The organism is Ruminococcus sp. RTP21358st1_G6_RTP21358_211008 (assembly GCF_040908885.1).
In the GTDB taxonomy this organism is placed as follows: Bacteria; Bacillota; Clostridia; order Lachnospirales; family Lachnospiraceae; genus Blautia_A; species Blautia_A faecis.
Genome location: NZ_JBDGDM010000043.1, coordinates 14,990 through 39,595, shown reverse-complemented (window position 1 = coordinate 39,595; position 24,606 = coordinate 14,990). Strand labels below are relative to the sequence as shown.

General features: G+C 41.7%; 24 protein-coding genes. 3 read left to right on the top strand and 21 right to left on the bottom strand.

Going from position 1 to position 24,606, the window contains the following annotated elements; genetic code table 11:
- Positions 1 to 200: 200 nt before the first annotated feature.
- The 10 genes from AB5Z12_RS15660 to AB5Z12_RS15615 all read right to left on the bottom strand — a co-directional run bounded on the left by AB5Z12_RS15660 (position 201) and on the right by AB5Z12_RS15615 (position 8,621).
- The gene (locus AB5Z12_RS15660) at positions 201 to 623 is read right to left on the bottom strand and encodes a flavodoxin (protein ID WP_173716976.1); all 423 of its coding nucleotides are present in this window, start codon (positions 621 to 623) and stop codon (positions 201 to 203) included.
- A gap of 156 nt (positions 624 to 779) precedes the next feature.
- Positions 780 to 1,331, bottom strand: a complete 552-nt coding sequence (locus tag AB5Z12_RS15655) for a DUF3793 family protein (protein ID WP_118581820.1) — start codon at positions 1,329 to 1,331, stop codon at positions 780 to 782.
- Positions 1,332 to 1,350: 19 nt separating this feature from the next.
- The gene (locus AB5Z12_RS15650) at positions 1,351 to 1,638 is read right to left on the bottom strand and encodes a DUF2325 domain-containing protein (RefSeq protein WP_118581906.1); all 288 of its coding nucleotides are present in this window, start codon (positions 1,636 to 1,638) and stop codon (positions 1,351 to 1,353) included.
- A 467-nt stretch (positions 1,639 to 2,105) separates the two neighbouring features.
- Positions 2,106 to 4,193 carry a heavy metal translocating P-type ATPase gene (locus AB5Z12_RS15645; RefSeq protein WP_226815514.1) on the bottom strand — a complete coding sequence of 696 codons (2,088 nt, stop codon included), beginning with the start codon at positions 4,191 to 4,193 and terminating at the stop codon, positions 2,106 to 2,108.
- Positions 4,194 to 4,397: 204 nt separating this feature from the next.
- Entirely contained in the window at positions 4,398 to 4,715 is a 318-nt protein-coding gene (locus AB5Z12_RS15640) for a DUF6110 family protein (RefSeq protein WP_173716977.1), read from the bottom strand.
- Between the two features lie 101 nt (positions 4,716 to 4,816).
- Positions 4,817 to 4,999: a DUF6783 domain-containing protein gene (locus AB5Z12_RS15635; protein WP_334297719.1), complete on the bottom strand. Its 183-nt coding sequence runs from the start codon at positions 4,997 to 4,999 to the stop codon at positions 4,817 to 4,819.
- Positions 5,000 to 5,015: 16 nt separating this feature from the next.
- Positions 5,016 to 5,489, bottom strand: a complete 474-nt coding sequence (locus AB5Z12_RS15630; RefSeq protein ID WP_306467816.1) for a Fur family transcriptional regulator — start codon at positions 5,487 to 5,489, stop codon at positions 5,016 to 5,018.
- A 204-nt stretch (positions 5,490 to 5,693) separates the two neighbouring features.
- A complete protein-coding gene (feoB, locus tag AB5Z12_RS15625; protein ID WP_118581829.1) occupies positions 5,694 to 7,847 on the bottom strand; it encodes a ferrous iron transport protein B in 2,154 nt (717 codons plus the stop codon).
- Positions 7,848 to 8,161: 314 nt separating this feature from the next.
- The gene (locus tag AB5Z12_RS15620; protein ID WP_118581832.1) at positions 8,162 to 8,383 is read right to left on the bottom strand and encodes a FeoA family protein; all 222 of its coding nucleotides are present in this window, start codon (positions 8,381 to 8,383) and stop codon (positions 8,162 to 8,164) included.
- A gap of 25 nt (positions 8,384 to 8,408) precedes the next feature.
- On the bottom strand, positions 8,409 to 8,621 hold the full coding sequence (locus AB5Z12_RS15615; RefSeq protein ID WP_118581835.1) for a FeoA family protein: 213 nt from the start codon (positions 8,619 to 8,621) through the stop codon (positions 8,409 to 8,411).
- A 461-nt stretch (positions 8,622 to 9,082) separates the two neighbouring features.
- On the opposite strand from AB5Z12_RS15615, the gene AB5Z12_RS15610 reads away from it, so the two are divergent.
- Positions 9,083 to 9,970, top strand: coding sequence for an LD-carboxypeptidase (locus tag AB5Z12_RS15610; RefSeq protein ID WP_173716978.1), 888 nt, complete (start codon positions 9,083 to 9,085; stop codon positions 9,968 to 9,970).
- A gap of 108 nt (positions 9,971 to 10,078) precedes the next feature.
- Here AB5Z12_RS15610 and AB5Z12_RS15605 read toward each other — a convergent pair whose 3' ends face one another.
- The 3 genes from AB5Z12_RS15605 to AB5Z12_RS15595 form a co-directional block, all read right to left on the bottom strand.
- Positions 10,079 to 11,251, bottom strand: coding sequence for an NADP-dependent malic enzyme (locus AB5Z12_RS15605; protein WP_173716979.1), 1,173 nt, complete (start codon positions 11,249 to 11,251; stop codon positions 10,079 to 10,081).
- A 182-nt stretch (positions 11,252 to 11,433) separates the two neighbouring features.
- Entirely contained in the window at positions 11,434 to 13,767 is a 2,334-nt protein-coding gene (locus AB5Z12_RS15600; protein WP_173716980.1) for an ABC transporter permease, read from the bottom strand.
- An 11-nt stretch (positions 13,768 to 13,778) separates the two neighbouring features.
- Positions 13,779 to 14,477, bottom strand: coding sequence for an ABC transporter ATP-binding protein (locus tag AB5Z12_RS15595; protein ID WP_118581841.1), 699 nt, complete (start codon positions 14,475 to 14,477; stop codon positions 13,779 to 13,781).
- A gap of 346 nt (positions 14,478 to 14,823) precedes the next feature.
- On the opposite strand from AB5Z12_RS15595, the gene AB5Z12_RS15590 reads away from it, so the two are divergent.
- Positions 14,824 to 16,731, top strand: a complete 1,908-nt coding sequence (locus tag AB5Z12_RS15590; RefSeq protein ID WP_173716981.1) for a diguanylate cyclase — start codon at positions 14,824 to 14,826, stop codon at positions 16,729 to 16,731.
- A gap of 40 nt (positions 16,732 to 16,771) precedes the next feature.
- Here the strand turns inward: AB5Z12_RS15590 and asnB are convergent, their stop codons facing one another.
- From asnB to AB5Z12_RS15550, 8 genes are all read right to left on the bottom strand, one after another.
- Entirely contained in the window at positions 16,772 to 18,796 is a 2,025-nt protein-coding gene (asnB, locus tag AB5Z12_RS15585) for an asparagine synthase (glutamine-hydrolyzing) (RefSeq protein WP_173716982.1), read from the bottom strand.
- 373 nt (positions 18,797 to 19,169) lie between these two features.
- Entirely contained in the window at positions 19,170 to 20,240 is a 1,071-nt protein-coding gene (locus AB5Z12_RS15580; RefSeq protein WP_368357362.1) for a DUF4179 domain-containing protein, read from the bottom strand.
- The gene (locus AB5Z12_RS15575) at positions 20,227 to 20,793 is read right to left on the bottom strand and encodes an RNA polymerase sigma factor (RefSeq protein ID WP_173734944.1); all 567 of its coding nucleotides are present in this window, start codon (positions 20,791 to 20,793) and stop codon (positions 20,227 to 20,229) included. Before AB5Z12_RS15575 ends, AB5Z12_RS15580 begins: the two co-directional genes overlap by 14 nt.
- Before the next feature lie 70 nt (positions 20,794 to 20,863).
- A complete protein-coding gene (locus AB5Z12_RS15570) occupies positions 20,864 to 21,163 on the bottom strand; it encodes a hypothetical protein (RefSeq protein WP_173716983.1) in 300 nt (99 codons plus the stop codon).
- A gap of 237 nt (positions 21,164 to 21,400) precedes the next feature.
- Entirely contained in the window at positions 21,401 to 21,658 is a 258-nt protein-coding gene (locus AB5Z12_RS15565) for a hypothetical protein (protein WP_173716984.1), read from the bottom strand.
- 24 nt (positions 21,659 to 21,682) lie between these two features.
- Positions 21,683 to 22,357, bottom strand: coding sequence for a hypothetical protein (locus AB5Z12_RS15560; RefSeq protein WP_173716985.1), 675 nt, complete (start codon positions 22,355 to 22,357; stop codon positions 21,683 to 21,685).
- Between the two features lies 1 nt (position 22,358).
- Positions 22,359 to 22,760 carry an ATPase gene (locus AB5Z12_RS15555; protein ID WP_148461800.1) on the bottom strand — a complete coding sequence of 134 codons (402 nt, stop codon included), beginning with the start codon at positions 22,758 to 22,760 and terminating at the stop codon, positions 22,359 to 22,361.
- A complete protein-coding gene (locus AB5Z12_RS15550; protein ID WP_173716986.1) occupies positions 22,750 to 23,202 on the bottom strand; it encodes a DUF4869 domain-containing protein in 453 nt (150 codons plus the stop codon). The genes AB5Z12_RS15555 and AB5Z12_RS15550 overlap by 11 nt, the downstream gene beginning before the upstream one ends.
- 349 nt (positions 23,203 to 23,551) lie before the next feature.
- On the opposite strand from AB5Z12_RS15550, the gene AB5Z12_RS15545 reads away from it, so the two are divergent.
- Positions 23,552 to 24,481, top strand: a complete 930-nt coding sequence (locus tag AB5Z12_RS15545) for a GNAT family N-acetyltransferase (RefSeq protein ID WP_173716987.1) — start codon at positions 23,552 to 23,554, stop codon at positions 24,479 to 24,481.
- The last annotated feature ends 125 nt before the right edge of the window (positions 24,482 to 24,606 follow it).

The window sequence follows — 24,606 nt, the reverse complement described above, 5'->3', positions numbered from 1 at the left end:
AATTAAAAAATATAAAGAGAAATGGTGTGCATAAAAATACCTACACTCCAAAATGAAATGTAGGTATTTTTGTCGCTTACCTTTAGATATCTCACCTGTCTACTTGACAAGGGGCATATCATTATTTGCACTAATAGCGGCTGTAAATGTTATTATTGTTATAATAATCTATATTCTGTTTTTTTCAAAAACAGTTCCAATCAGCAGATAGCTTTTCCAAGCTCAATGCAGGCTGCCTGAGCCTCATCATCTGGCTCTTCGTTGCAGATTACACTATCAACAGCAAGTGCAACGCCATCGTTCTGGCATTTTTCTTCCCAGCTGCGCATCCAGTCGCCGTCTCCCCATCCGTAGGAACCGAAGAGCGCTACTTTTTTGCCTGCAAGCTTTGGCTCACATGCTTCGAATACCGGCTGGAATACGGAATCCTCAAGCTCCTCATCTCCCATTGCAGGGCATCCGAAAGCTACACCGTCAAAACTGCTGATATCTGTTCCATCAAAATCATCTGCACTGATCACTTCTACCTCAGCTCCTGCAGCTTTTGCACCTTCCGCTACTTTATTTGCCATTTCCTCTGTATTACCAGTTCCGCTCCAATATACAATTGCTACTTTACTCATAACTTCACTTAACCTCTTTCTTTTATAATTTTATTGCCAGCCTGTGAGATCATTTATGTTTTATCCTCCACATCTGGCACTTTAATAACGAAAGTCAGCTTTTCCGTGACTCTTATCGCTTTTTGGCTGTCACCCATAGTGGACTTTCATTGTATGTCAGGCAGCCACTGTCAGCTGCAGAACACTCCTGCCTTTTGCCCATAGATTCCGATAAACCTCGCGGCATTTATGGTACTTCTGAAACATTTTCAATGCTTCACATTCATTACAATATACTTTCCAGCAGCCGGAACATTTATAATTCTGTCCGCCATTCTGGATAAAACCAATTACGTCCCCAAGTGGATAATCAAGAAAAATCCCAATCTCATGTGGAAAATCTTCTGATGCCTCAAAGCGCTTCTTCAGTAACGCCAGGCACTGTTCCGGTTCTGTATTTTCATATCCATATTTTTCCAGAAACCGGGCAACTCCAGGACGATTCAGATTCTGTGCCAGCTGTTTTTCCCGGTATACATAAACCAGAGAACGGTTACCACGACTGCGAAGTGCCAGCAGCTTCACGCCCTTTGGATTCATCAGCTGATTCCACCTGGAAATCTGAAGGTCTATATTTTCTCCCTCTTCACAACAGGCATTGAAAAGATTGGCTGCTTTTAATGAAGCAAGGGTGGGAGCACAGTGCTCAATGAGACATTTCTCAATCATGATAAACTCCTTATCTTTTTTATGCCATCACCGCATGCTCATCCAGCGCACACTTTAAAGCGCTTGCGCTGCTGGTATGGATGCGCGCTACCGGAATGTTGTTTTTCTTTGCTTCCTGGGATGCACTGATGACCATTTTATGGGACACTGTATTGGTAAAAAGCACCATCAGATCCGGGCATCCGATTTTTTTACGGATGGCGCCGTTCTCTTTTGGAAAAACCTTCGCCTTATATCCATAGTCTTTGCAGATATCGGTATACTGACATACCATTCTCTCATTTCCGCCGATGATTACAATACTCATGTAAATTGTCCTTTCCGGGTTTCCTGAAGCTTCTGAAAATGAAGAAACCTCCCTGCTTCCATGCAATGTTTTCTCCTTATTTTCGTTAGTCTGTTCTAACCCTTTGTTAAAAAAATTAGAAGCTTTCCGTTTACTGTTTACAACCTTCCCAGTAACGCCTGCACTTCTGAAATATGTTTTAGTTGCTGCAGACCTTTACATTTTATTTTATGTAAAATGTGCTGATTATATATTTTTATAATTCTACGCTTCGGTTAGCTTATGCTAACTTTTATAATGTTAGTCTACACTAATCCTTTATTTCTGTCAAGTACTAAGCAAAAAAAAGAGAGCTAATGAAAAACAGTCTCATTAACTCTCTGATTATATTCTGAAGTTCCACTATTACCGCAGAGCGTGTTTGAAAAATCATTCCCGCAATCAGAACCCGATTTTTTTACAATGTCCGCAATGCGCGACACATCCGTTCAGATTTCCTCAGTACCCACCAGATTCTTCATACTGTTCATACCGATCAGCAATGTTGAAGTATTGTGAAGCAATGCTGAGGTAGTCGGCTGCAGGATTCCGGCAACGCCCAGCAGGATCAGACCAGTATTAAATCCTACGATCGTTCTGTAATTATTGTGGATACGCTTCATCAGCGCGTCACTGATATGCTTCAGAACTACGATACCTTCCAGATTATCCGCACCGATAGTGATGTCTGCAATCTCTCTTGCAATCTCAGCGCCTTCGCTTACTGCAATACCTGCGTCAGCTGCAGAAAGTGCCGGGGAATCGTTAATTCCATCACCCAGCATGACAACCTTGCGTCCTTTTGCTTTCTCTTTTTCCACGAAGCTTGCTTTATCTTCCGGAAGAACCTCAGAATAATATTCGTCAACGCCGACCTTGGCAGCAACAGCCCTGGCTGTACGTTCACTGTCTCCGGTCATCATAACCACCTTGCTGAATCCGGCTTTTTTCAGCGCTTTTACAACTGCAGGAGCTTCCTCACGGAGAGGATCCTCAATGCAGATAACAGCTGCAAGACTGCCTTCAATTGCAAGATACAGATGGGAATACTCATTTGGAAGATTTTTAAACTTCTCTTCCATGCCTTCCGGAATGGTACATTTCTCATCCTCGAATACAAAATGGGAGCTTCCGATGATTGCTTTTTTCCCTTCAATGGTTGTAGAAATACCATGAGCCACAATGTATTCTACTTTGGAATGCATTTCCTCATGATCCAGTTTTCTCTTCTTCGCTGCGTCTACAACAGCTTTCGCCATGGAATGGGGAAAATGTTCTTCCAGGCAGGCTGCAATTCTTAGCAGTTCATTTTCGTTCTGTCCATTAAACGGAACAACCTCAGCTACTGTAGGTTCTGCCTTGGTAAGCGTACCAGTCTTGTCAAATACGATCGTATCAGCATCCGCAACTGCCTCCAGGAATTTACCGCCTTTCACAGTGATTTTGTATTCTCCTGCCTCCCGGATAGCGGAAAGTACAGAAACCGGCATTGCCAGCTTCAGGGCACAGGAGAAGTCAACCATCAATACGGAAACAGCCTTGGTTACATTTCTGGTAAGCAGATAGGTAAGTGCTGTACCGCCAAGTGTGTATGGGACCAGTCTGTCCGCCAGGTGCTCGGCCTTGCTCTCAAGACCGGATTTCAGCTTCTCAGTATCCTCAATCATGGCTGCGATCTTCTCATAACGGCTGGAACCACCAACTGCTTTTACAGTAATGACAGCCTCACCCTCTTCCACAACCGTACCTGCGTATACGGAATTTCCTTCCACTTTTCTTACAGGAACAGATTCACCAGTTAGGGAAGCCTGGTTTACCATAGCCTCGCCCTCTGCGATCAAACCGTCAAATGGAATCACATTTCCCATATGTACTACAACCATATCTCCGGCCTGGATCTTGTCTGCGTCCACCAGCACCTCTGTACCTTCACTGCGAAGCCATACCTTACCAGTGTTCAGAGACATGGTACGTGCCAGATCATCCACTGATTTCTTGTGGGTCCACTCCTCAAGCAATTCTCCGATTCCAAGCAGGAACATAACAGAACCAGCTGTGGAGAAATCGCCGCGGAAAATAGAAACACCGATTGCAGTTGCATCCAGAACCGGAACCTCGATCTTACGCTTCCAGAGTGTCTTAACCCCCAGCCAGATGTATTTCACAGACATTGCAGTGGTATAGATTGCAGACAATGGATATGGCAAAAGCAGCTTGCGTCCGTAATGGAAAATAACTTTATTTACCAGCTTCTCCTTATAAGTCTCATTTAATTCTCTTCCGGAATTCTCCAGCACCTGGGCCGGTACGCTGACACGGCTGTAACCAAATGCCTGAATTGCCTTTAACAGTTCATTCCGTTCTCCGGTGTAATAGATAAGGGCATCACTGGTACGGTTAAAGACCTGGGCCTTCTTTACTCCATCCAGATTTTCCAAGTAATACTGAAGGGTATCTGCCTGGGTAAAATTCATATATTTTTGAAAAAGATGGACTCTGATACGTCCTTTTTTCTCATGTTTAATTGTAAATTTCAACTTGTTCACCTACTTTTTCTTCAAAGCAAAAGTTGCTGTTCATTACGTTCACCACAATCACTTCGCGCTACACTCTTCGCGTTTTCAGTAAAATTTGTTCACCCAAAATATCCGGCAGAACTTTTCGAACGAACAGCAACGATTAAGAGGACTGTCGCAAAAACGGCAGTCCCCAATATGTTTGCAATGTATTTCACTGCCATCTTACTCAGCAGTTTCCTCTGTCTCAGCTTCTTCAGTTTCTTTAAACTCAGTCTCGCTCTCAGCTGCCTCATCCTCAAACGGCTCCTCAGCTGCTTTTCTGTCCTCATTGATCTGCTGTGCATCTGCATAGATATCACCTGCATTTTCCTGAACAGTTGTAACCGTCTTCATTACACAGTCCTTTGCTCTTAAAACAGCTGCTGTGCACTCTGTGTAAACTTTTTTCGCATCTTTACTGGAAAGAAACTTGATACCTGCAGTTCCGAATAAAACACCTGCTGCAAAAAGTCCTGTCTTGTCCCATTTAAAACTTGCCATGATTAAATTCCTCCTTATAGTGAAACGTTATTGTTGTTAATTGTTTTTCAATATTTTGGTATTATATATCAGTTTTTCTGAAATTCCCAGTGCTATTTTGCTTATCGAGAAATATTCTCATTATCTCCCTGTTTTAGGGCGTGTTTGAAAAAACTTTCTGCAAGATGTACGTCACAATTTGAGTGAAATATACCGCAAAGAGGAGCGTGCAGATTGCGGGAATGCTTTTTCAAACAGGCTCTAACTCTCTCCCCTAGATAACTGCTATTTTTATATGCCTTCATACTATCATGCCAGTTTTCAAGCACCGCACTTTGACATGGTCATCTCAATACTCTCAATATCCTGATCTCCAATATAGCCCATATTTTTCAATCCTTCTCTTACAACCTGTTTCCAGACTTCAGAAGGCAACTTACAGACAGTAGCATCGCTAAGTCTTACCGTGCAGCCATTTTCCTGGCAGCATGCTGCACAGCTGGAAATCCGGTACATGTTCTTTCGGCTGATGGCGCCGATTTTTTCCAGCATATTTACCATACGGTAAATTGTGGCAGGTCCAATATTTCGGTCTTTCTCCTGCACCTTGTAATAAATCTCCTTACAGCAGGAACACTCCTCCTCCAGAATAATATCCAGTATCAGCTGGCGCTGTCTGGTGATCCTGCAGCCTTGTTCGCGTAATCGTTCAAGGATCATATCTTTCTGCATTTGTGTCCGCTGATATGCTTCCTGATTTTCATATGCTTTTTCTTCAACTGCGTTTTTCATCATTTTCATCGCCATCCTTTTTGATTTCTGTATGATTTTATATCAGGGCTGGAATTTCTATATAAGGAGAAACCATAACGGTTCACGCCTTCACTGCTGCAGAGCATCTTTTTCCAAAGTGAAAAGATATGGTGATTTCCCCTTATATAAAAATTCCAGCCTGTATCTTTTAAGGGATACAGGCTGAATTATTTTTAACAACTTTGCTTAAGCAATACTCTTTGTATTAACTTTTAAGCTGTTGCTCTCTTTATATGGTCTGAACAGCAGGTACAGGAATGCTGCAACCAGAACGAATGCAACAACTGTTCCGATTCCAAATCCGCCGCCTGTAAGCAGTGTACCAATCTGATAAATGCAAAGGGAAACTACATAAGCAAGACCGCACTGATAGCCGATTGCAAACCAGAACCATTTTGCATTGTTCATCTCTCTCTTAATAGCACCCATAGCTGCGAAACAAGGAGCACAAAGAAGGTTGAATACCAAGAATCCGTATGCTGCAATAGGAGTCATTACCTGTGCAAGATTTCCCCAGATCTCAGCTCCATCCTCTGCAACCTCAGCAAATCCGAAGAGCATACCAAATGTAGCAACAACGTTCTCTTTTGCAATAAGACCTGTTACGGCAGCAACTGCCATCTTCCAGCCTTCTCCTGCTTTTGTCCATCCAAGAGGAGCAAAAATCCAGGCGATTGCAGAACCGATCTTGGCAAGAATACTGTTGTTCAGCTCTTCTACCATTCCAAAGGAACCGCCTTCCCAGCCGAATCCCATAAGGAACCAGAGAACGATGGTGGAAAGAAGAATGATGGTACCGGCTTTCTTGATGAAGGACCAGCCTCTCTCCCACATGCTTCTCAGAATATTGCCAACTGTTGGCCAGTGATATGCCGGAAGCTCCATAACGAATGGTGCCGGCTCGCCAGCGAACATTTTTGTTTTCTTAAGGATGATACCGGAGCAGATGATTGCTGCGATGCCAACAAAGTAAGAGCTTGTAGCAACCCATCCGCTGTTGTTAAAGAATGCACCTGCGATCATTGCAATGATCGGGAGCTTCGCACCACAAGGAACAAATGTTGTAGTCATGATTGTCATTTTACGGTCACGGTCGTTCTCGATTGTACGGGAAGCCATAACTCCAGGAACACCACATCCGGAACCGATCAGCATTGGAATAAAGGATTTTCCGGAAAGACCGAATTTACGGAAGATTCTGTCCATGATGAATGCAACACGAGCCATGTAACCGCAGGACTCAAGGAATGCAAGGAACAGGAACAGAACCAGCATCTGCGGTACGAAACCAAGTACAGCGCCAACACCGGCAACAATACCGTCAAGAATCAGTCCCTGCAGCCATGCAGCGCAATTTACAGCTTCCAGAGCAGACTCAACTGCCGGAGGAATAATCTCACCGAAGAGTACATCATTTGTCCAATCTGTTACAATAGTTCCAACAGTGGTTACAGACACATAATAAACAACCCACATTACAACTGCGAAGATCGGAAGCGCCAGCCATCTGTTGGTTACGATTCTGTCGATCTTATCGGAGGTTGTAAGTTTCTTTCCTGTAGAGGATTTTGTATAGCACTGTCCAATAATGGAAGAGATATATACATAACGCTCGTTTGTGATAATACTCTCTGTATCATCATCGAATTTATCTTCCAGAGCCTTTACTTCGTAAGACACATCCGGAACACTCTTCATCTGCTCTACGATCTTGTCATCTTTCTCGATAAGCTTGATTGCAAAGAAACGTTTCTGAGCCTCTGCAACAGTTCCTGTCAGCTTATTCTCAACAGATTTGATCGCATCCTCAACATCCTGTGCAAATTCGTGAACCGGAATTGTTTTCTTTTTGCTCTGTGCTGCGCTGATTGCTTTCTCAGCAGCTTTCATGATTCCGGTTCCTTTCAGAGCGGAAATCTCAACTACTTCGCAGCCAAGCTTTTTGCTTAATTTGTCAATGTGGATCTTGTTTCCGGATTTCTGAACCAGATCCATCATGTTGATAGCCATAACTACCGGGATTCCAAGCTCCATGATCTGTGTGGACAGATACAGGTTACGCTCAAGGTTTGTACCATCTACGATGTTGATGATCGCATCTGGCATTTCATTGATCAGGTAATTTCTGGCAACCACTTCCTCAAGTGTGTATGGGGAAAGGGAATAAATACCAGGAAGGTCCATGATGGTTACATCCTTATGACCTTTCAGTTTACCTTCTTTTTTCTCTACTGTTACACCAGGCCAGTTACCAACGAACTGGTTAGAGCCGGTCAGTGCATTGAATAATGTGGTCTTGCCGCAGTTAGGGTTACCTGCAAGTGCAATCTTAATCGACATTTTCATGCCTCCTCTTTCTTTCCAGATTTTCTTTTTTCCGGGCTTATTATATACAGCTTCTGCTGATTTTAGTTGCCCTGTGCTGCCTATTGTTTTAATCAGCTTTCGTTTGTTAGCTTTTCAACCTTATATTAGGTTTCGCTAACCAACAAGGTAAAAAAAATTGCCCATTCTATTCCAGAACATGCAATTTCATGCTGTGCTGATTTTACCACTGTTCATATGACAACATTTGTAAAATGTTTTTCAAAAATATGTGACCAGTAACTTTTCCCTTATGTACACACAGCAAAGTACTATATCCTGTACAGTACTTATTCTACCTCTATCATTTCTGCATCGACTTTTCTCAGAGACAGTTCATAATCTCTCACGGTTACCTCAATAGGATCTCCAAGCGGTGCAACTTTACGTACATAGATCTGTACCCCTTTGGTGATTCCCATATCCATGATACGTCTCTTTACTGGTCCTTCACCGTGCAGTCTCTTCACTGTGACAGTCTGACCTACGCCAACTTGCCGTAATGTTTTCATAATACTTGCTCCTTTTTTCTGGATTTCAGACCATGATCCGATTCGCCATATCCTTGCCAATGGCAACTCTGGAATCTTTCACATTCACGATCATATTACCGCTGATCTCACTTACAACGGTTACTGTAGCTCCCTGTACAAACCCAAGATTTTCAAGGAATTTACGGGTTTCTTCTTTACCGCCGACTTTTTTAATCACCTGCGGCTCTCCTTCGTTTACCATTGATAACGGCATCATATCATCCTTCCTTTTTTGTGCTTTAGAAACACCTATTTATTATTATGTTTCGCTTACGTTGATTAGTATATTCTAATTTATATAAGCTGTCAATAATTTATTTGCACTTTTTTCTCATTTTTTTCACTGCAATTTCGTAAATTTTGACCAGTGCTTTTTGAAAATGTTTCGAGATTCCAGAGTGTGTAAAAAAAACTTCTGCGAAATATACCGCAAAGTGGGGCGTACAGATTGTGCAACGTTACCAGTGAACATCAACTGCGGGAATGCTTTTTCAAACACGCTCCAGGATGAATGGTGGATTTATGAGGAATTATTGTTTATAATGTAAAAGAAGATAAAAAGTGTTGAATGAGCGTATTTTTATTCTTCATACATTGTTTTAGATAGTAAAATCTGTGAAAAAGTTACATGTATAAAAAAATCACATGCACTTTATTGAAAAGAAAGGATTACTTTTTATGAAACAGGGAAGCAAAATCGGGATTGTCTGTTGTTCCAACGGACTTAGGCCAGAACAGGCCGAAACAATAAAAATGTTGGTGCAGATTCTGGAAAAATCCGGACTAGAAGTAGATCTTAGCCCTTATCTTTATGGAGATGAAAACGGACAGGCTGGAACTGCCAGGGAACGTGCCGGGGCTCTTATGAAATTTTATGAGGATGATTTTGTCACGGATATTTTTGACGTATCTGGCGGGGATATGGCCAACGAGATTTTATCCTATCTGGATTTTCAGACCATTGCTTACGAAAAAAAGCATTTTTGGGGATATAGTGATCTGACAACAATTATAAATGCCATTTATGCCCGAACAGGGAAATCATCTGTCCTGTACCAGATACGAAATCTCACCTACGATCACAGCCAGTCCCAGATAACGGACTTTCTTAGTACTACCTTGGCGGGGGCCACTTCTCTTTATGATTTTCCTTATGAATTTGTGAGGGGGACTCATATGGAGGGAATTGTAGTAGGGGGAAATATACGGTGCCTTTTGAAGCTGGCTGGCACGCCTTACTGGCCGGATATGCGGGAGAAAATCCTGCTTCTGGAATCCTTTGGAGGAAAACTGCCGCAGATGGTAACCTATTTGAGCCAGCTCAGTCAGATGGGTGTTTTTAAGAAAGTAAATGGGATTCTTCTTGGAACTTTCAGCAAAATGGAGACAGACAACTGTCAACCAGATATGGCGCAGCTAGTCCTCGAATTTGCAGAAAAAAAGACACCCGTTGCAAAAACGCCTTTGATCGGACATGGAACGGATTCAAAAGCGATTCGCATCGGGCATCACTTGAAACTTTATTCTGGAGAAGCGAATAAAATTATTTATAAAGGACTTAGGTAACTTCACGAAATGAACTTACTATTTAGTATGTTGAAGTCCCAGCCAGTACACAGTATTTGGGCAATGTGTCCCTCTTTGAAGAACTTTTTAACCAATGAAAGCGATTAATCAGATCCTGGCTACTCCGCTCTTAATGGCAGCTTCAGCAGTAGCCTTCGCAACCGCGTCTTTCACTCTTGAGTCGAATGCAGCCGGCAGAATATAGTCAGCGCAGAGTTCTTCGTCGCTTACCAGGCCTGCAATGGCGTAAGCTGCGGCAATCTTCATTTCATCGTTGATGTCGGATGCACGGACATCAAGGGCACCGCGGAAGATTCCCGGGAAGCAGAGAACATTGTTCACCTGGTTCGGGTAGTCGGAACGACCTGTGGATACTACTGCTGCTCCTGCTGCCTTCGCTTCATCCGGGAAAATCTCTGGAGTCGGGTTTGCGCAGGCAAAGATGATCGGATCTTTCGCCATAGTGCGAACCATATCCGGAGTAAGGGTTCCAGGTGCGGAAACACCGATAAATACGTCAGCACCTTTGATCACTTCACTCAAGGAGCCTTTCTCCTGATTGGCGTTTGTGATCTTCGCCATCTCTTCCTTAATTGGGTTCAGCCCCTCACGGCCTTCATAAATTGCACCTTTACGGTCTGTCATAATAACATTCTTAAGACCCATGGAAATAAGAAGTTTGATAATCGCAATTCCAGCTGCTCCCGCTCCGGAAGTAACGATCTTAATGTCTTCGATTTTCTTGCCAACAACCTTCAGTGCATTGATTACACCTGCAAGCGTAATAACTGCAGTACCATGCTGGTCATCATGGAAAATCGGAATATCACAGCACTCTTTCAGCTTCTTCTCAATCTCGAAGCATCTCGGTGCGGAAATATCCTCCAGGTTTACACCGCCGAAGCTTCCAGCCAGAAGGCGAACGGTCTGCACGATCTCATCTACATCCTTACTTCGTACACAAAGCGGAATAGCATCCACATCACCAAACTCTTTGAACAGAACGCATTTGCCCTCCATAACCGGCATACCAGCCTCTGGACCGATATCTCCAAGTCCAAGAACAGCGGTACCGTCAGTTACTACAGCAACCGTATTCCAACGTCTAGTCAATTCATAACTTTTATTAATATCTTTCTGAATCTCAAGGCAAGGCTGTGCAACACCAGGGGTATAAGCAAGGCTTAAAGCATCCTTGGAATCAACCTTTGCTCTTGAAACAACTTCAATTTTACCTTTTAACTCATAGTGCATCTTTAAGGATTCTTTTGCGTAATCCATGTTCGTATCTCCTCTTCTGAAAAAATGTGTGGGCACTTACTCTCATTATTATATACAGTAAGTTCCACTAGGATACAAAATATCCACTTTGGGCTACAAGGGAAAGTATATACGAAACTTCGTCAAATCACAACATGAAAATATGAATAAATCTCTCAATATTCTATTTTCTTATAATTCTCTTACTCCACATTCTTCAGCGCCACATCCATCGGGATCTTCTTGATCCTTCTAAATTGCAGCAAGGCTACCAGAATATACGCTCCCATTCCCATTGCAAACATCTCCGGATAAACCGCTGGTTTCAGATATAAGGTCAGCCAGCCTGAGAAGGATGACATCAGATATCCGTAAATTCCATATATCGTCCAGGTAGACAGCAGCAGGCTGAATAAAATGGACAAGATCACCACCCACGTAGTGGATGTAAGATACAGGCTGTTGATCTCTCTGTTCTCATACCCCAGAATCTTTACCATAGAAATGGCATTGGCATTTTTCTCAATGATCAGCTTGGTAAGCAGATAGATCAAGAGGGCAAACAGCACAACTGCAAATATATTGATCAGCTGGAACATTTCTCCCATAGACACATCCAACTGACGGCTGACCTTTGTCAGATCGTCCTCCGTAATTGTTGTTGCGATCAGATCCTCATCCAGATCTGTGATCTTTTCCCTGGAAAAATAACCGTTAAAATAATCCTCCTTTTCCCCAAAGGTTTTCCTGTAGGAAGAAATCGGCATAAATACTGTCAAAGATGCCGGATAATCGTAGATTCCCTGCACGAAAAATTCATAGGTCTCACTTCCGTAAGCTTCCTTCAGAACAATGGTATCTCCGGTCTTTACCTTATATTTCTCTGCATAACCATCGGAAATCAAGACTCCGTCTTCTGGAAGCTCTGCCTTTACATATGCACTGTCCTCAGAAATGCCATAGACCGTTATGGTCTCTCCCTCCTGATCCGGCAATACATTTTTCATGGAATTCAGGCAGAATTTTTCTGCTGACTTCTCATTTGTTTTCAAAGATGGAATAAGAAATTTCTGCAGCATTCCCATAACCGTATATTTCTCATCTTCATCTGGCTCCTCTGGTACATTCAGCACATACTGGTACGGCGCAATCATATTCTTCAAAATTTCTTCCTGATAATGATCCAGAAGCGGCTTCATCATCATTCCAAAAAGCAGCAGTACATTTGCAAAAAAGATTCCAATAAACAAAGTCAGATAACTGGACTTATTCTGCAGGATAATACGCAGCCGGAAGCGGTTGAAAAACTTAAAATCCGGAAGGCGCACAGCTTTTTTCCGTTTGGAGGAAGACAGATCATGACGCAGGAATTTCAAAGGAGAAAGACGTAGTTTCCTTGAAATCAAAATCAAATTGATTCCCAGCATGATCACTACCGGAACTACTGTGGTCAGTATAAATGCATCTGCGTTCCAGCGAGTTTCATAGGTAGGCAGGCTGTAACTGCCATAATACATACCTGCACAAAGATCTTTAAAGGAGGTGTAGCCCAACACGTTTCCAAGAACAGAAGCAACCACAGTTACGATCACTGGCATGGAAATATAATGGAGCAAAAGTTCTTTTCTGGTATATCCGGAAGCACGCAGAGTCCCGATCACAGAAGCTTCTTTTGTAATGGTATTATTTGTTGTAACTGCAAACACAAAAGCAATAATCACGATCAGAATATACAGCAGTACCTCCATCATAGCCTTATCACCGCCCATATCCTCACCGGTAAAAGTAATGGCCTGATTGGAATAGGCCGGGATAAAACCGGTCACATTTCCATATTTGACCAGAACCTCCAGAAAATCCTCTGACATGTTTTTCGCTTCAATATCATCCTTTGGTGCAGTCTCATACTGCCAGGAATAACGGTACTCCAGATGTGTGGTTCCAAAAACATCTGTCCCTTCTTCTGTCATAATACCTACACCGAATTTTACCGCATCAAACATCATATCGCTGTTATCAGAAAATAAACAACTGTAGTCGGGTAATGCCACATATCCGGTAACAACCAGCTCTTCTCCTGCAATTTCTATCTTATCGCCAACCTCCAGCTGGTTATTGTCTGCATACATTCGGTCGATAGCGATCTCATTTTTCGCAGCTGGCATTGCCCCTGACATCAGGCACACAAGATTCATATCCGTACGATCCTGATAGATGCGCATGGTTCCCTCTTCGTTTCCATCCAGATCCGAATCTACTGGTTCATCACGGTAAAAGTTTTCGCAGATTCGTACTTTTCCATTTTTTTCAATTTTCTTCAAATCGTTTTCGCTGGCTTTCGAAGAAAAGGTAAAATTGCCATGTTCAATATTATATTTTTCGAAACCCTCATCATAGGCTGCCAGCATACTGTCATCAGCCACCAGAAATCCGGACACAAAACCAATGGTCAATGTCAGAAACAGAAAAATAACAATATATTTTCCAAAATCACTTTTCAGTTCTCTTGGAAGACGTTTCCACAATGGATTCTTCATAGCGCACCGCCTTACCAGTCCAGATCGTCAGCTGCGACTTTGGACTCATTGAGATAGTTTTTGCGGATCTGACCGTCACGAAGCTTCACTACGCGGTCTGCCATATTCTTAATGGCATCGTTGTGGGTAACCATGATGATGGTATTTCCGTACTTCTGGTTGACCTGCTCGATCAGACGCAGAATTTCCTTGGATGTGTTGTAATCCAATGCGCCTGTAGGCTCGTCGCAGAGAAGAATGTCCGGATTTTTTACAATGGCACGACCAATGGCCGTTCTCTGCTGCTGACCGCCGGAAAGCTGGTTGGGCAGCTTATGTCTGTGCTCATAAAGTCCCAGCGTATGAAGCAGTTCATCAATATCAAGCGCTTTATCACTAAGATATGCTCCCACCTCGATATTTTCTTTTACATTTAAATTGGGAATCAAGTTGTACATCTGGAAAACATATCCCAGATGCTTCCGGCGGTAAAGAGTCAGCGCTTTCTCCTTCATATCTCCTGTTTTTTCCCCATCTATGGAAATATAGCCCTCATCTGGCTCATCAATTCCCCCGATAATATTCAAAAGTGTGGATTTTCCAGAACCAGACGGTCCAAGAAGCACACAGAATTCCCCTTTTTCCACAGAAAAATCAATTCCCCGAAGGACCTCTGTCCTACTGTCTCCGGAACCAAAGCCTTTCTTCAAATCTTTAATTTCAAGAAACATCTCTTTTCCTCCCTGTAAACCATTATCGTTCATAAACATTTTTCATAAAAAACAATTACAAGCATTCATCATTCTGTCTTTTGTTAGTTTATGCTAACTTATATTTATCATACCTCTTTTATCCGGTTATGAAAAGGAGGGGAATTGAGAATAATTCTCAACATCTGCATTTTCGCTTTTTCGAAAATTATTTTGTTAAAAATCACCTTTACCAAATTTTTCCTCTAAATTTTTTACATATTTTTTCACAGAAAATGTGGTATTTCCATAAAAAATTCGATATAATATTCACAATGTTTATAGCTTTTCACAACATTGTGAAATCTATTATTTGGGAGATTTTTGCATGAAAAAAATAGCACTTATTACAGATGGCTGGGGACGTTATGTAACCTATACCTGGATTCAGGGATATCGAAATTACATGGCTGCCCACCAGGCAGATATGGATTTATATATTTTTCAGAGCTTTGGAAATTTCAGTATGGATGAGAAGCATAATGCAGGAGAATATAACATTGCACGGCTTCCGGATTTTTCAGAATTTGACGGCATCCTTCTGGATCTTGCCACCGTGTCCCAGCCAGACCTGATTGCAGAGATAATTGAACGCGCGAAGTTCAGCAACATCCCAGCAATTTCTCTTCTTGAGCAGATTCCAGGACTGTACCATTCCGGAATTGACAACTACGAAGCCATTACCCGAATTATTGAGCACCTGATCACAGAACACGGATGCCGTACCTTAAATTTCATCGGCGGGCCTGAATTTAACAGGGAAAATCAGCTCCGTTTCAAAGCTTACAGGGATGCCCTTCTTCGCCATGGGATTCCTTTCGATGAGCAGCGCGTGATCCATCATAATTATGAAATTGAAACCGGAATCCAGGCATTTTCCACATTTAAAGCGAAAAACCTGCTTCCAGATGCCTTTGTCTGTGTCAACGACAATACAGCTGTAGGCGTCTGTCTGGCCGCCAAGGAAGCCGGATATTCTATCCCCGGGGATTTTCTGGTAACCGGTTTTGACAACGAAGATAAGGCTTCCTATTATGAGCCCAGAATTACCACGGTAGGTTTCTCCAAAGCCGATATCATGGAAAATGCCCTTTTAATGCTGGAAAAAATCTGGAATGGAAATGCAGAGGAAACTTATATATACGCACCTTTCACCTACGTTTTTCAGGAAAGCTGCGGCTGTGTTTCCCAGAATCCACCTGACCGTGGAGAGTATGTAATCAAGCGCATCGTAACAGAAGCACGCCAGAGCGATATGCAAAACTGGATGATGGATCTGAACCGTGTTCTCCTGGACTGTGCAGGATACACAGAGCTTGCAGGACGTATGCAGAACTGGCTGACAAAGCATGGCTGCGGAAATATTTATCTGTTTATGAACCCGGATATCTTTATGAGCGAAAATATGGATGCACTGCCTGAGCTTCCGGAGGATACCTATCTGATAGAAGGCTATCCAGGGGAGATGGCATTGGTTTACCCTCCTCTGGAGGGTACGAACCATCTTCACCTTAATCTGAAAGAAATTCTTTCACTTCCACAGACCGAAACTGCCGGAAGACAAAATATTTACCAGTTCTGTCCTCTGCATTTTCGTGAACGGGAGATTGGCTTTCTGATCATCACCAATTGTGATTATCTTCTGGAGCATCAGTTCCTGTTCGAAACCTTAAATGCACTCCAGACTTCCATGGAAGCCCTGTATGCAAGACTCACCCTGCGTAAAATGAATAAACAGCTTTCTCAGCTTTACATCCATGATTCTCTCACCGGGCTCTACAACCGGATGGCTTACGAGAAGCTTGCCATGCCTCTTTTCCATCAGTGCATGCAGGAAAATCAGCCAGTTGGAATCATGTTTGTGGATGCAGATCACCTGAAATATATCAATGACACCTTTGGGCATGATATGGGAAATCTTGCTATCAGCAGCATTGCTTCCGTCCTGCGGCAGCACTGTCCGGCAGAGTCCGTTTCCATACGCTATGGAGGAGATGAATTCGTATGCGTGATTCCTGATTATAATAAACAGAAAATACAGGAGCTGGCTCATACCCTTCTGGATTCTCTGGAAGTGTTTTCTGCCAACAGCCGTATGGGCTTCCCCATTGAGGCAAGCATCGGATGGGTAATTGCCGATGATCCGGATCTGCCCTTGAATGATTATATCAATCTGGCAGATGAGAAAATGTATTCTGTGAAAAAGTCCAGAAAAGCAGAGCGGAAGGATTTCTAAACGGACAGGGGACCTCTGGCGACATCACCATATAGGAAAGTCAGTTACTTTGCAGCTGACGTTCAGAACTTTCCTTGTAAAAAAATGTATGATGCCAGATCAGGAAAGCAAGAACTGTCCAGATCTTGCGGCTGTTGTCCTTTTTCCCTTCTTTATGTTCTCTCAGAAGCTGGAGCAATTTTTCTGTATGGAAAAATTCTTCAGCTTCTTTTGATGTGAACAATTCTTTCACCATCTGATACCAGTCGTCCTGGCGCAGCCACACACGGATGGGGATTGGAAATCCCAGCTTCTTCCTTCCGTCAGTATCCTGAGGGATATACTTCGAGACCGCCTTTCGGAAAATATCCTTCGTTGTACCATCAGCAATCTTAGCTTCCTTAGGCAGCCCAGCTGCAAGCGTCCATACATCCTTGTCCAGAAACGGCACCCGCACTTCCAGGGAATGAGCCATACTCATCTTGTCCGCTTTCTGGAGGATATCGCCGGGAAGCCAGTAATTGAGGTCTACGGACTGCATTTTCTCCATATCCTGAAGGTGAGATTTCCCCAATCCATCCCTTCCACTTTTCTTTTCTATACGGCACACTTTATGTGTGTGCTTAGTTCTGTCTGTCTTTTCAAGGAAACGGTCATTTTCAATTTCTTTATAAAACGGCTTCAGGAATTCCTGGGTTGTCTGCCCTGTCACGCCTCCTTTTAAAATCTGATTTTTCTCTTTTTCACCATAAATATATGCATTTCCGATAAATCGTTCTTCTACTTTCTTTCCTGCGCGTATCAGGAAGTCCCTGCCTTTCACATCTGGCAGTTTCGCTGCCAGCCGGCCCACAGCCCTTCTGATTCCAAATGGGATCCAGCCAACCATTTTCAGAGCTTCCGGCTCCCGGTAAATGTTATATCCACCGAAAAGCTCATCCGCGCCCTCGCCGGAAAGCACTACTTTCACATGCTTCGCAGCTTCCTGTGCCAGAAAATAAAGGGCAACTGCGGATGCATCTCCTGAAGGTTCATCCATATGGTACATGACGTCTGGAAGGGAATTCCAGAATTCTTCTTTGGAAATGATTTTTACATGGTGCCTAAGGCCTGCTGCTTTCGCAACCTGGGCAGCTTTTTCCACCTCATTGTAGCGATTGCCTTCGTCAAAGCCTACGGTAAAGGCCTGGTCTGCTCCGGAAGCTGCTGCCAAATAGCCAGAATCCACACCGCCGGACAGAAATGCGCCAACCTCCACATCGCTTAACATGTGGTGCTTTACGGAATCGTCCAGGATGGTTTCAAGCCTGGCCTGAAGCGGCTGCATGTCTGGATTGTTTTCTTTTAACTCATTGACATTTTCATCCCTGCGAGTCCCAACATTTGAATTCTCTTGACTTTCTTCCCATTGACCGAGTGTAAGTCTGGCTTTAAAATACGATTTTATTTCATATTTTCCATCTCTATAAATAAGCACATGCCCCGGCATCAGCTTATAAATTCCTTTAAAAAAGGTCTCTTCCAGTGCTGAATATTGAAAGGACAGATACTGCTCCAACGCCAGTCTGTTCACTTCTCTCTTATACCCTGGAAACGCCAGAATGCTCTTGATCTCAGATGCAAATACGAAATGCCCGTCGATCTGCGCATAATACACCGGCTTGATTCCAAAGAAGTCCCTTGCCAGCATCAAAGTCTGCTCCTTCTCATTCCACACAGCAAATCCGAACATTCCCCGCAGCTTGTCCAAGGCCTTTTCCCCGTACTTCTGAATGGTATTCACCAGCACTTCCGTATCTGAATGGGTGCGAAAAGAAATGCCAGCTGCCTCTAATTCGGCCCGCAGTTCTTTATAATCATAAATCTCTCCGTTAAAAACAATCTGCAGATTCCCATCTGCACTTTCCATTGGCTGCTGTCCATCCTCCAGGTCAATAATACTGAGCCTTCTAAACCCAAGGGTAATCTCGCCACCACAAAAAGAGCCTTCACTGTCTGGCCCTCTATGTTCAATGGATTTCATCATTCTCTCGATCACAGCCTTCTGGTCATTCCTGTGACCGGTAAATCCACAGATACCGCACATATCTTCCTCCGTGTTTAACCGCCGCGTACTTCTGCCACGGCATTATATTTTTCTTTTCCCTTTACGCTTCCTCTTCCCCTTGAGTATGCAAATGGCACAGAATGTACCTTGAAGTGAACTTTAGAATCAAAGTTTGAGATATTATAACATAAACCAAAACTGTCCATGTATTTACAATTTTCTCATACCAGCCTACAATACCCGAATTCAAGTGAAATCTACCGCAAAGTGGCATGTAAATTACAAAATGATTTTTGGTATAAAATCGCCCCTGCGGAAAAAACGGAACCACTGATTTCTCAATGCTTCCGCTTTTTCCGCAGGCGGTCAATACAGAGGTTTCTTGTGATTCGTCCGCAAAAATGTGCCCAATTTACTTTTGTAAATCAACCGTAATACTCTCACCTACCGGAACCGCCAGATCTTCCGGTGCCTGGTTTTCGCCATATACGGTTCCGATTTCTTCTATATATGCATCTTCCGATTCCTTCTGTTCGTAGGAAACGATTTCTCCTGCAGTTCCTGAAAAATGATAAAGCTGCAAAGTTAATTGTTTTGCATGATTTGGAATTTCAAGATTTTCTAATTCAAAGATCAAATTCGGTTTTTCATAGGAAGTGAGATCAAAAACATATTCATTTCCTAAGTCGTCTTTCCCTCGAAGCCAGAATTCATCATCTTTTGCCATATCAGAAAATGATCCTGAAATAGTACACCCGAAGATATTATATTTCATTTCTGAAAGCAAAAACGTCTGATTTTTCTCAATTGGTATGGAGGTTTGAATGTCAATCTCCTTTGTATCCGCTTCCAAAACTTCTGGATCTGCTGTAAATGAAAATTCATACGCATCCTTCTCTTCAACCTGCCCATTTTCATTTTGAAACGTTCCTATTTCAATTTCAAATTTCTGGGAACGATCAGCTTTACTTCGATTAAACTTCGCTACAAAGTATTTAGAAGCTGTTTTTTCTGATCCTGTGCTGTTATTAAGCGCATATTGCCTTTCTAACGCTAATGCCTCCCCATCAACGGCTGCCTGGACACTGTTCATGGAAATATCATTTTCGTCATTTTCGTCTGTCAGAGAATATGCAACCCAGAGACTTTTTTCATCCGCAGCAACCTCCTCCAAAGAAACCGCAATCCCATTTTTTTCAATTGTCTTTTGGATTGCTTTCACATATTCATCTGTGCCCTTCTCAATTCCTAAAATCCGCCCAATAAGGGAGGTCATTTTATACCAGGCTGCTTCCACCTTTTTCTGATGAATAAGACCAACGCCAATGACTGCCACTAATAGGATGCAGGCGGCCACACCCCTTATGTAATGCTGGACTATTACGATTTTATTTTCTTTCCATGGTTTAGCCGCCTGATAGATGTATTTCTCATCGATCTCCTCAAACGCAGTTAAAAATTCCCACCCTTTACTCTCCTTCATAGCCAGCCTCCTTTAACAAACCATAAAGTTTTTTCCTACTGCGAGCCAAAATTGACTTGATCTTGCTTTCCCCACAGGCATGTCGGTCCGCTATCTTTTTTATAGGATCCATATACCAATAACGCCTTATAAAGATATCCCGGTCACGTTCGGAAAGCTTCCCTAAAAAGAAGTCAAACAACTTTACAAGTTCCTTCTTTTTCAGGTAGTCCTCAATGTCAGAAGAAATTGCATTTCCAATCTTTTCCACCTCTCCTGCAATATCCTCCATATGGGAATCCACTCGTTTCTGCGCATTTCTTTTGCGATAGCGGTCTATCGCTGTATTTCTTGTTATTTTAGAAACAAAGGAAGAAAAAACAGATGGTCTCCTGGGCGGAATGTTATTCCATGTAAAAAGCCATGTATCATTTACACACTCCTCGGAGTCTTCCCTGTTATACAAAATATTCTGTGCAATCCTATAACACATATTCTGATATTTGTTTTTTGTCTCTATAATTGCATTTTCATCTCTGGCAAAATACAAGTTAATGATCTGTGAATCATCCATCCTGTGCCCTCCTTTCTTTTTCACTTTATATCACGTATTTTATTACAATTGGTCGCAAAAAGAGAATTTTTTATTTTCCTTCCTGATCCAATACCTCTGTCACATAGCTGCCTTGTCCATCTACGGCAATTACTCGTTCTTTACCGTCTTCAGTTTCAATAATCTGCCCTATTGATACTTGATCCTGCGGTCCCTCAATACTCAAATCTGGATTTTCCTTAAATGTACCCAATGGATATGGATACATTACCCGTTCTCCCTTTGCATTGAAAAATTCATGCAATTCAACTCCAGAACTGGCAGCTACTGAAACAGCACCAATCAGCATACTTACTGATACTCCAATCAATAACAGTTTTCGTTTCATCATATTCATCCTACCTCATTTCCATAATTTTTTCAGCTATAAGCTGTAAACAATATTTTCCAGTTTCCTCTTTTTGTAGTTACTTCATTCCTTTTTCACTATATATCACGTAAAATTTTTGCGTCCGTTGCATACCCTGAAAATTATGTAAAATTTATTTCTATTTTTGCTGCATAAAAAAGACACCAAATCCTTTTGAACATTCTCTAAGGTTTTGGTGTCTTATAAAAAAGTATAATATTATTTCTGAAGCACAAAAAGTGCCTGCTCCAGATTTTTCTTATCCACAAGGATTTCATACTGCTTGGCCTGCTCCGCTGGATTTCCAGCACTTCCCACGCGTCCCCTGAGCGTTCCGCTGCCTGTCCATTCTCCCAGCTGGTCTTTTACTTTGTACTTATACCTGATATTCTGTCTATCCAGAATATCCCGAATCTCATTAAACCGTTTCAGATCTGTGCCAATCCATAGACTTTCTGAATTAAATACTGTAAACATTCTCTTCTCCCCCTTCCATTTCACCTAATTTAATTCGTTCAATAATTTTTGAATTTCTTCTGAACAAATCAACATTCTCATTTTCTCATTACCATCCTCAGTCTCAGGTTTACCGCAACGAAGATTATTCGGATGTTCTGATATACAGCAATTTTTATACCAGCATTCCCCCATGAGTGCACCTTTAACAGACCACTTCTCATTTTGCGTAAACTCACCTACCAGTGATTTCATTACCCGTTCTGTAGAATATCTCTTAAAGCTAGCCAGATACTGCAGCGTCTTCTCATCATCAATCTTGCTCAAATTGATTCTATGATTCTCAATTGCCGATAAAACAGCTTCACGAATCCTGATTTTATCCGTCTTTCCAGAACCAGTCCATTGAACCAGATAATCAAATGCGAGAATCAAATATTCAAAACAGATCATATCCAGAATTATTATTCTTCCATTTGATTTTTCTGCTATGGATTTCAACAAACGATATTTATTACGGATATCCTGATTATCAACTACATAATCAAATGCAATATAATACTTATCTTCCTCTTCTGGTCTTAAATCTGATACTGCATTCAGAATGCCCTGATTACTTTCCTTGCTTTCAACTACAAGAGCATTTTCAAAGAAAAGTTGATTAACCAATTTCCAGAAATGAAGTCCTGCGCCGGTATCCTCAGTCCATAAGTATTTCATATCACAGTTCCTCTTCCAGCGTTATCCGATTTCCCTCAACCTTCAAAATCTTGAAACTCTTATCTGATACATTAAGACCATCACAATTTCTTGAAAACAGCATATATTGATTTGAAAATTCAAAATTGATAAATCTTCGGATTTCATCATTAAGCAAAATATCTGCATTGTCAATTACAATAAAATTACCACGGCACTGTTTAAGCGTCTCCAAAAGATTATCCGATTTATAATTAAATAATTTAATTCTTTTATACTCATCAGTAAACCTTAAATCTTCCAGCATTTCATAGAGAACTGTTTTGCCGGTTCCACTATCTCCACCAACAAGAGTAATTCTGTCATCAAATACTAAATCATAGGAAAAAGGAGCCGCTTTAAACGTAATATTTTTATAAATCATCAGTTTCTCTCCTTTCATACTCCCTGCTCCACCAAGCATTATACCCTTTACTGCCAGTTACTACATCCGAATCATTGAATCTGAACTTTGCACTATCCGGAATATCAGCCAGTGATGGTCTGGACATATAAATTTTTATGTTGTCCATTGCAAAAATGATTTTAAGGACATTCGGCCCGCATTCTTCTACACAGACCACTTTATCTGGATGTTTTACAATATTGAGCAACGTCTTACATCCAGAAGATAAATTACGAATGGTACCCAATCCATACTTTGTTTCGATGTGCTTATCTGAAGTTAGTTTGGCATCATCCACTTGCTGAATAAGTTCTTTCTCATTTTGGGTCATTTCTTCATTTCCGGTATTCAAATTAAAATATAAATCATTTTGAATGATCCAATCTTTTGACTCTTTTTTTTCTGTATATATATCAATCATTCAGCGTCACTCCTTTGATGGAATTACTGTACCATAGTTATAATATTATTTAAAATTCCAAAATAGTTCCTTTTGTCAGTTTTATTATATCATCATCCCAGTTGGTTGGAAAAGCAATTTTTGTTAGGATTGTTCTTTTATAGAAGCATTAATATAAATTCCTGATTGCCAAAATACAAGCTATCGCCTATACTTCTTTTATAAAGAAATAATTGGTATCAACACTGCAATCAGTGTATGAATACAAAATCCGCTTACGAAAGGGGGACTTTTTTATGAAAATGAATCGTGTGTGGAGGGTTCACACTTCCTAAGCCTAACCCTCCGAATAAATTCTGGAGGAAATAAAATGGAAAATCGAATTACTGTCCGTGAAGCAATCACAGAAATCGAAATCGCTGCTTTCTGGGAGCAACTTTACAATTACTACAAACGTGATATTTTTCCTGATTCTGTAGACGGAGAGCAAAATCATTTCCTCGGGGGCGAATATCGACAACATATGGAGATAATTCACAAAAGGCCACAAGATCGTTGCTACTACCTGCTTTTTTATCAGAATGAACAAAATGTAGGTTTTGCAATGCCTGTGATTTACACAAGCGAAGATGGAAAATGTTTTATTATGGACTTTTGCGTTTACCCTGAATTCCGTGGAAATGGTATGGGAAAAGAATGTGCCAGAGCACTTCTGAAATGGGCTGAAAAAAATGGGGCATTTTATGCAGAGCTGAACTATAGCGACAACGTTCGCCGAAAACATTTCTGGCAAAGCATTGGTTTTGTCCAAAATGGTTCTGACCAGTGGGGTGATCCCCTAATGCTCTTTCCCCCAAAGGAGAGAGCCCCAATCTCAGTGGAAATCCTCACTGATTCTGAAGACTGGCAGCTTCAAAAACTGGAAAATGGTTTTCGAGCTGAAGTCGGAGTTCCTGCTTTAACGGAAGAAATGTACAGCAAGCTTACTGCCGCAATACAAAACGGTGAAACCACATTTTTCCTTGCCAAGCGTGGCTACCGGGCTGTTGGAATGTGCAGCATAACAAGATATTTCTCTTCTTCCCTCTGCTCTGAAACAGGAATTTTGTCCGACCTTTATGTGGAGCCAGTATTTCGTAAAAAACGAATTGCGCAAATGCTATGCATGGCAGCAATGGATTTCTGTAAGGAAAACAATATTGCAAATCCATCTGTTTTTTGCAGCCCCAAAGAAAAAAAGCTATTTCAAAATCTTAATTTTAACAATACCTTGGATATCCTATTAATGCATTCAAATTAATTCACATTTTAGGGCGCTATATCACATTTGGATATAGCGCCCGATTCCATCATCTCATTCTTCAGATTTTTTCAAAAATAACTTGTCACCACAAGTCACCACAAAATAAGTCTTTCGAAAAAACA

What these genes read in the sequence shown, in the direction of transcription:
- AB5Z12_RS15660 (WP_173716976.1), bottom strand. Translation starts at nt 623, where the DNA reads ATGAGTAAAGTAGCAATTGTATATTGGAGCGGAACTGGTAATACAGAG.
- AB5Z12_RS15655 (WP_118581820.1), bottom strand. Translation starts at nt 1,331, where the DNA reads ATGATTGAGAAATGTCTCATTGAGCACTGTGCTCCCACCCTTGCTTCA.
- AB5Z12_RS15650 (WP_118581906.1), bottom strand. Translation starts at nt 1,638, where the DNA reads ATGAGTATTGTAATCATCGGCGGAAATGAGAGAATGGTATGTCAGTAT.
- AB5Z12_RS15640 (WP_173716977.1), bottom strand. Translation starts at nt 4,715, where the DNA reads ATGGCAAGTTTTAAATGGGACAAGACAGGACTTTTTGCAGCAGGTGTT.
- AB5Z12_RS15635 (WP_334297719.1), bottom strand. Translation starts at nt 4,999, where the DNA reads ATGAAGGCATATAAAAATAGCAGTTATCTAGGGGAGAGAGTTAGAGCC.
- AB5Z12_RS15630 (WP_306467816.1), bottom strand. Translation starts at nt 5,489, where the DNA reads ATGATGAAAAACGCAGTTGAAGAAAAAGCATATGAAAATCAGGAAGCA.
- feoB (WP_118581829.1), bottom strand. Translation starts at nt 7,847, where the DNA reads ATGTCGATTAAGATTGCACTTGCAGGTAACCCTAACTGCGGCAAGACC.
- AB5Z12_RS15620 (WP_118581832.1), bottom strand. Translation starts at nt 8,383, where the DNA reads ATGAAAACATTACGGCAAGTTGGCGTAGGTCAGACTGTCACAGTGAAG.
- AB5Z12_RS15615 (WP_118581835.1), bottom strand. Translation starts at nt 8,621, where the DNA reads ATGATGCCGTTATCAATGGTAAACGAAGGAGAGCCGCAGGTGATTAAA.
- AB5Z12_RS15610 (WP_173716978.1), top strand. Translation starts at nt 9,083, where the DNA reads ATGAAACAGGGAAGCAAAATCGGGATTGTCTGTTGTTCCAACGGACTT.
- AB5Z12_RS15605 (WP_173716979.1), bottom strand. Translation starts at nt 11,251, where the DNA reads ATGGATTACGCAAAAGAATCCTTAAAGATGCACTATGAGTTAAAAGGT.
- AB5Z12_RS15600 (WP_173716980.1), bottom strand. Translation starts at nt 13,767, where the DNA reads ATGAAGAATCCATTGTGGAAACGTCTTCCAAGAGAACTGAAAAGTGAT.
- AB5Z12_RS15595 (WP_118581841.1), bottom strand. Translation starts at nt 14,477, where the DNA reads ATGTTTCTTGAAATTAAAGATTTGAAGAAAGGCTTTGGTTCCGGAGAC.
- AB5Z12_RS15590 (WP_173716981.1), top strand. Translation starts at nt 14,824, where the DNA reads ATGAAAAAAATAGCACTTATTACAGATGGCTGGGGACGTTATGTAACC.
- asnB (WP_173716982.1), bottom strand. Translation starts at nt 18,796, where the DNA reads ATGTGCGGTATCTGTGGATTTACCGGTCACAGGAATGACCAGAAGGCT.
- AB5Z12_RS15580 (WP_368357362.1), bottom strand. Translation starts at nt 20,240, where the DNA reads ATGAAGGAGAGTAAAGGGTGGGAATTTTTAACTGCGTTTGAGGAGATC.
- AB5Z12_RS15575 (WP_173734944.1), bottom strand. Translation starts at nt 20,793, where the DNA reads ATGGATGATTCACAGATCATTAACTTGTATTTTGCCAGAGATGAAAAT.
- AB5Z12_RS15570 (WP_173716983.1), bottom strand. Translation starts at nt 21,163, where the DNA reads ATGATGAAACGAAAACTGTTATTGATTGGAGTATCAGTAAGTATGCTG.
- AB5Z12_RS15565 (WP_173716984.1), bottom strand. Translation starts at nt 21,658, where the DNA reads ATGTTTACAGTATTTAATTCAGAAAGTCTATGGATTGGCACAGATCTG.
- AB5Z12_RS15560 (WP_173716985.1), bottom strand. Translation starts at nt 22,357, where the DNA reads ATGAAATACTTATGGACTGAGGATACCGGCGCAGGACTTCATTTCTGG.
- AB5Z12_RS15555 (WP_148461800.1), bottom strand. Translation starts at nt 22,760, where the DNA reads ATGATTTATAAAAATATTACGTTTAAAGCGGCTCCTTTTTCCTATGAT.
- AB5Z12_RS15550 (WP_173716986.1), bottom strand. Translation starts at nt 23,202, where the DNA reads ATGATTGATATATATACAGAAAAAAAAGAGTCAAAAGATTGGATCATT.
- AB5Z12_RS15545 (WP_173716987.1), top strand. Translation starts at nt 23,552, where the DNA reads ATGGAAAATCGAATTACTGTCCGTGAAGCAATCACAGAAATCGAAATC.